This window comes from Mitsuaria sp. TWR114, from assembly GCF_007997345.1.
The window spans coordinates 1-4,654 of record NZ_VOSR01000244.1; the positions used below are offsets into that span (position 1 = coordinate 1).

The following is a 4,654-nucleotide window of genomic DNA, read 5'->3' on the forward strand; positions in this document are numbered from 1 at the left end:
GGCTTCGGTCAGGGTGACGGACATCGCGCGGACCTCAGGCGGTGGCGGTCGCGGCGTCGGCGGTCTGGCCGTGCTTGGCGCGGTAGTCGTCCACGGCGGCCTTGATGGCGTCCTCGGCCAGGATCGAGCAGTGGATCTTCACCGGCGGCAGCGCCAGTTCTTCCGCGATCTGGTTGTTCTTGATGGACAGCGCCTCGTCCAGCGTCTTGCCCTTGACCCACTCGGTGACCAGCGAGCTCGACGCGATCGCGGAGCCGCAGCCGTAGGTCTTGAACTTGGCGTCCTCGATCAGGCCGGTGGCCGGGTTCACCTTGATCTGCAGCTTCATCACGTCGCCGCAGGCCGCGCGCCGACCATGCCGGTGCCCACCGATTCGTCGCCCTTGTCGAAACCGCCCACGTTGCGGGGGTTCTCATAGTGGTCGATGACCTTGTCGCTGTATGCCATGACTGTTCTCCAACGTCGTTGTTCGGGTGTCCTGCGGATCAGATCAATGAGCGGCCCACTGGATGGTGCTCAGATCGATGCCTTCCTTGTACATGTCCCACAGCGGGGACAGCTCGCGCAGCTTGGCGACGCGGTCCTTCAGCAGCGAGACGGCGTAATCGATCTCTTCCTCGGTCGTGAAGCGGCCGATCGTCATGCGCAGCGAGGAATGCGCCAGCTCGTCGCTGCGGCCCAGCGCGCGCAGCACGTAGCTGGGCTCCAGGCTGGCGGACGTGCAGGCCGAGCCCGAGGACACGGCGATGCCCTTGATGCCCATGATCAGCGACTCGCCCTCGACGTAGTTGAACGAGGCGTTGACGTTGTGGGGCACGCGGCGCTCGAGGTCGCCGTTGATGAAGACCTGCTCGATGTCCTTCAGGCCATCCAGCAGGCGCTGCTGCAGCGCCTTGATGCGGGGCAGCTCGGTGGCCATCTCCTCGCGGGCGATGCGGAAGGCCTCGCCCATGCCGACGATCTGGTGCGTGGGGAGCGTGCCCGAGCGCAAGCCACGCTCGTGGCCGCCGCCGTGCATCTGCGCTTCCAGACGCACGCGCGGCTTGCGGCGCACGTACAGCGCGCCGATGCCCTTGGGGCCGTAGCTCTTGTGCGAGGCCAGGCTCATCAGGTCGACGGGCAGCGTCGCCAGGTCGATCTCGACCTTGCCGGTGGCCTGCGCGGCGTCGACGTGGAAGATGATGCCCTTCTCGCGGCACAGCGCGCCGATGGCGGGGATGTCCTGGATCACGCCGATCTCGTTGTTCACGAACATCACCGAGATCAGGATGGTGTCGGGGCGGATCGCCGCCTTGAGCACGTCGAAGTCGATCAGGCCGTCTTCCTTGACGTCGAGGTAGGTCACCTCGAAGCCCTGGCGCTCCAGTTCGCGCGTCGTGTCGAGCACGGCCTTGTGCTCGGTCTTGACGGTGATCAGGTGCTTGCCGCGGGACTGGTAGAAGTTGGCCGCGCCCTTGATGGCGAGGTTGTTGGACTCGGTCGCGCCGGAGGTCCAGACGATCTCGCGCGGATCGGCGTTGATCAGCTTGGCGACCTCGCCGCGGGCCTTCTCCACGGCTTCTTCCGCTTCCCACCCCCAGGCATGGCTGCGCGACGCCGGATTGCCGAAATGCTCGCGCAGCCACGGGATCATCGCGTCGACGACGCGCGGGTCCACCGGCGTGGTGGCGCCGTAGTCCATGTAGATGGGGAAGTGCGGGGTCATGTCCATGGGAACGTTCTTCTTGTCGACTACTGAATCGGGTTGACGCGGACCGGAGCGGAGCGGAGGGCCGGGATCACTTGCTCATCGCATTGCCGAGCGCGAAGACGGAATTCGGCGCGGTGATGCGGATGGGCTTGACGACGGGGGTGCTGGAGATGGCGCGCTTGACGGGCGCTTCCTCGACGGTGACGCCCTTGGCGAGCTGGTCGTCAACGAGCTTGCGCAGCGTCACGGAGTCCAGGAACTCGATCATCTTGTTGTTGAGCGCCGTCCACAGGTCGTGCGTGATGCAGCGGCCGTTGTCGTCGCCCATGCAGTTTTCCTTGCCGCCGCAGCCGGTGGCGTCGATGGGCTCGTCGACGGCGACGATGATGTCGGCGACGGTGATCTCATCGGAACGGCGGCCGAGCGAATAGCCGCCGCCGGGGCCGCGGGTGGACTCGACGAGCTGATGGCGGCGGAGCTTGCCGAACAGCTGCTCCAGGTAGGACAGCGAGATCTGCTGGCGTTGGCTGATTGCCGCCAGCGCGACGGGGCCGCTGTTTTCGCGCAGGGCCAGATCGATCATCGCGGTGACGGCAAAACGACCTTTGGTGGTGAGACGCATCGAACTTCTCCTTGGCGCCCGTGTCGGGCTTCAGGACATGGAGGCGGCGGCTCGGCTGACGCCGGGTCGACTCACGAAGCAGGGTTTCCCCCTGCAATGTCCGAGCATTTTACTCAATTAAGAAGGAGCTTGCTCGGGTTACCCCCGACTGGCGTCGAGGGGGCCGTTCCAGGCCAGGCGCGGAACGGCGGTTTGCGCTAGAGGCCAGATGTCCAGCGGCCGGGCGGCCGGCCCGGGCGGGCCTTGGCATCCCGCGCCGCCGGATTCTCAATGACAGCGCCAATAACCCTTCCCGCAGGCGGGGTCTTGCGAGCGATCTCAGGCTCGTGCGGTCCGGGCGCGCCTCCGGTCGGCGTTCGCCAGATCGGCCAGCGGCGAAAGCAACGCCCGGTCGAACTCCTCCAGCGGCAGCCCGTCCCGAACCCGCCGCGGCCAGTCGGCATTACTCAGCGCGCCCCGTCCCAGGGCGATGAGGTCCGCCTCCCCGCGCGCCACCATCCCCGCGGCGCGGGCCGGATCATGCAGCGATCCATTCGCGATCACCGGCACCGACCCGTACCGCCGCGCCAGTGCCGCGAGGCTCGGACCTTCTCCGAAGGCCGGCTGCCAGGCCTCGAACTCGGTCGTGTGCAGGTAGTCGATCGGTGCCGCCGACAGAGCCCTGAACACCAGTGCTGCGTCGGCCTCGGCGCCGCGCCACTTGTGGCCGAAGTCGTTGACCTTGCCCTGCGACACCCGATAGCCGACCGGGAACCCCGCGCCCACCGCCTCCCGCACGGCGGTGATCACTTCGACGCCCAACCGCAGTCGCTGAACCAAGGCGCCGCCATAGCCGTCCTCGCGCCGATTGGTGTGCTCGGTGAGGAACTGGTCCAGTAGATACCCATTGGCGCCGTGCAGCTCCACCCCGTCGAACCCAGCCTCCCTGGCCCGCAACGCCGCCGCGGCGAACCCGTCGATCGCCGCGGTGATCTCCGCGAGCGTCATGGCTTCGGGCATGCGATACGGCCCCTCCCCTCTATAGAAAGACATCTGGACGCCCGCCAGCTGCACGGCCGACGGGCCCTTCGCCACGGCCCGGTGCGCGTTGCCCTGGGAGATCGCGCCCGCGTGCATCAGCTGCGCCACGATGCGTCCGCCCGCGGCATGGACGCCCGCCACCACCGGTCGCCAAGCGTCGCGTTGTGCGTCGGCGGCCAGCCCCGGCTGGAAGAGATATCCCTGCGAGTACGCGCGGTCGGTATAGATCCCTTCCGTGATGACCAGCCCAAAGCCGCCCGCCGCGAAGTCGGCGTAATACCGCGCCATGCGCGGCGTCGCCTGGCCGTCGATGGTTGCGCTGACGCGCGTCATCGGCGCCACGACCCATCGATTCGCAAGTCGCAGCGGCCCCAGGTCAACGGGCTCGAACAGGTTGGACGCCTTCATGTCAGCGCCCCTGCGCATCGGGCACTTCGGCGATCGCCTCGATCTCGATCATCGCGTCCGGCGTGTAGAGCGCCTTGATCTCGGCGATGGTGTCCGCCGGGTACGGCATCGAGAAAAACTCGCGCCGCAGGGCCACCACATCGTCGAAGTGGCCCATGTCGGTCACGAAGATGGTGACCTTGATGACGTCCTTCAGCCCGGCGCCGCCGGCTTCCAGCGCGCGACGCAGGTTCGCGAAGGCCTGGCGCCCCTGGGCCAGGAAACCGCCCGCCACGATGCGGCCGTCCTCCCCGGCGCCGGCCTGACCGGAGATGAAGAGCAGTCCGCCCGCCTTGATGCCTTGCGACAGCAGATAGGGCTCATAAGGATCGGGATGGGTGATGAGGCGTTCCAGCATGATTGCATTCCTTTCATTCATCGAAGCCGACGAAAGCGCCGACCTCGGGGTGAACGATAGGGATGCGACCAACTGGCGACAAAGGTTCAATTGTCAGCCGTAAGATGAGCAGAACTCATTCATCAACACCATCCGATGGATCGTCGATCGCTTCCACTGTCCGCGCTGCGCGCCTTCGAGGCGGCCGCGCGCCTGGGCAGCTTCAAGGCCGCCGCCGAGGAACTCGCCGTGACGCCGACGGCGATCAGCCATCAGATCCGAGGACTGGAGGAGCAATCCGGCGTCGTGCTCTTCGAGCGCCAGGTGCGCCGCGTCACCCTGACCGAAGCCGGCGCCCAGCTCTATCCCGTGCTGCGCGACGGCTTCGACGCGATCCAGTCGGCGCTTGAGCGCCTGCCCCAACCTCGCCGCCGGCCGCAGGTGGTGATCTCGGCGACCAATGCCTTCACGGTGAAGTGGCTGGTCCCGCGCATGTCCGACTTCCGCCTGCGGCATCCCGGCATCGACCTGCAGTTGC

Annotated in this window: 5 protein-coding genes and 1 pseudogene; 1 reads left to right on the top strand and 5 read right to left on the bottom strand. The window is 67.1% G+C overall.

What is annotated here, in order from left to right; translation table 11 throughout:
- Window positions 1-34: 34 nt before the first annotated feature.
- The 5 genes and pseudogenes from iscU to FUT87_RS10680 all read right to left on the bottom strand — a co-directional run bounded on the left by iscU (window position 35) and on the right by FUT87_RS10680 (window position 4,137).
- A pseudogene (iscU, locus tag FUT87_RS10660) lies at window positions 35-447 on the bottom strand (Fe-S cluster assembly scaffold IscU).
- A 43-nt stretch (window positions 448-490) separates the two neighbouring features.
- Complete coding sequence (locus FUT87_RS10665; RefSeq protein WP_091724268.1) at window positions 491-1,711, bottom strand: IscS subfamily cysteine desulfurase; 1,221 nt, start codon at window positions 1,709-1,711, stop codon at window positions 491-493.
- A 67-nt stretch (window positions 1,712-1,778) separates the two neighbouring features.
- Window positions 1,779-2,312, bottom strand: a complete 534-nt coding sequence (locus tag FUT87_RS10670; protein WP_091724267.1) for a Fe-S cluster assembly transcription factor — start codon at window positions 2,310-2,312, stop codon at window positions 1,779-1,781.
- A 318-nt stretch (window positions 2,313-2,630) separates the two neighbouring features.
- Window positions 2,631-3,740 (bottom strand): NADH:flavin oxidoreductase, encoded by a 1,110-nt coding sequence (locus FUT87_RS10675; RefSeq protein WP_186830471.1) that lies wholly within the window; start codon window positions 3,738-3,740, stop codon window positions 2,631-2,633.
- 1 nt (window position 3,741) lies between these two features.
- Window positions 3,742-4,137, bottom strand: coding sequence for a RidA family protein (locus FUT87_RS10680; RefSeq protein ID WP_091724265.1), 396 nt, complete (start codon window positions 4,135-4,137; stop codon window positions 3,742-3,744).
- Window positions 4,138-4,272: 135 nt separating this feature from the next.
- Here FUT87_RS10680 and FUT87_RS10685 point away from each other — a divergent pair.
- The coding region (locus FUT87_RS10685; RefSeq protein ID WP_147240997.1) for a LysR family transcriptional regulator at window positions 4,273-4,654 on the top strand (382 nt) is incomplete at its 3' end.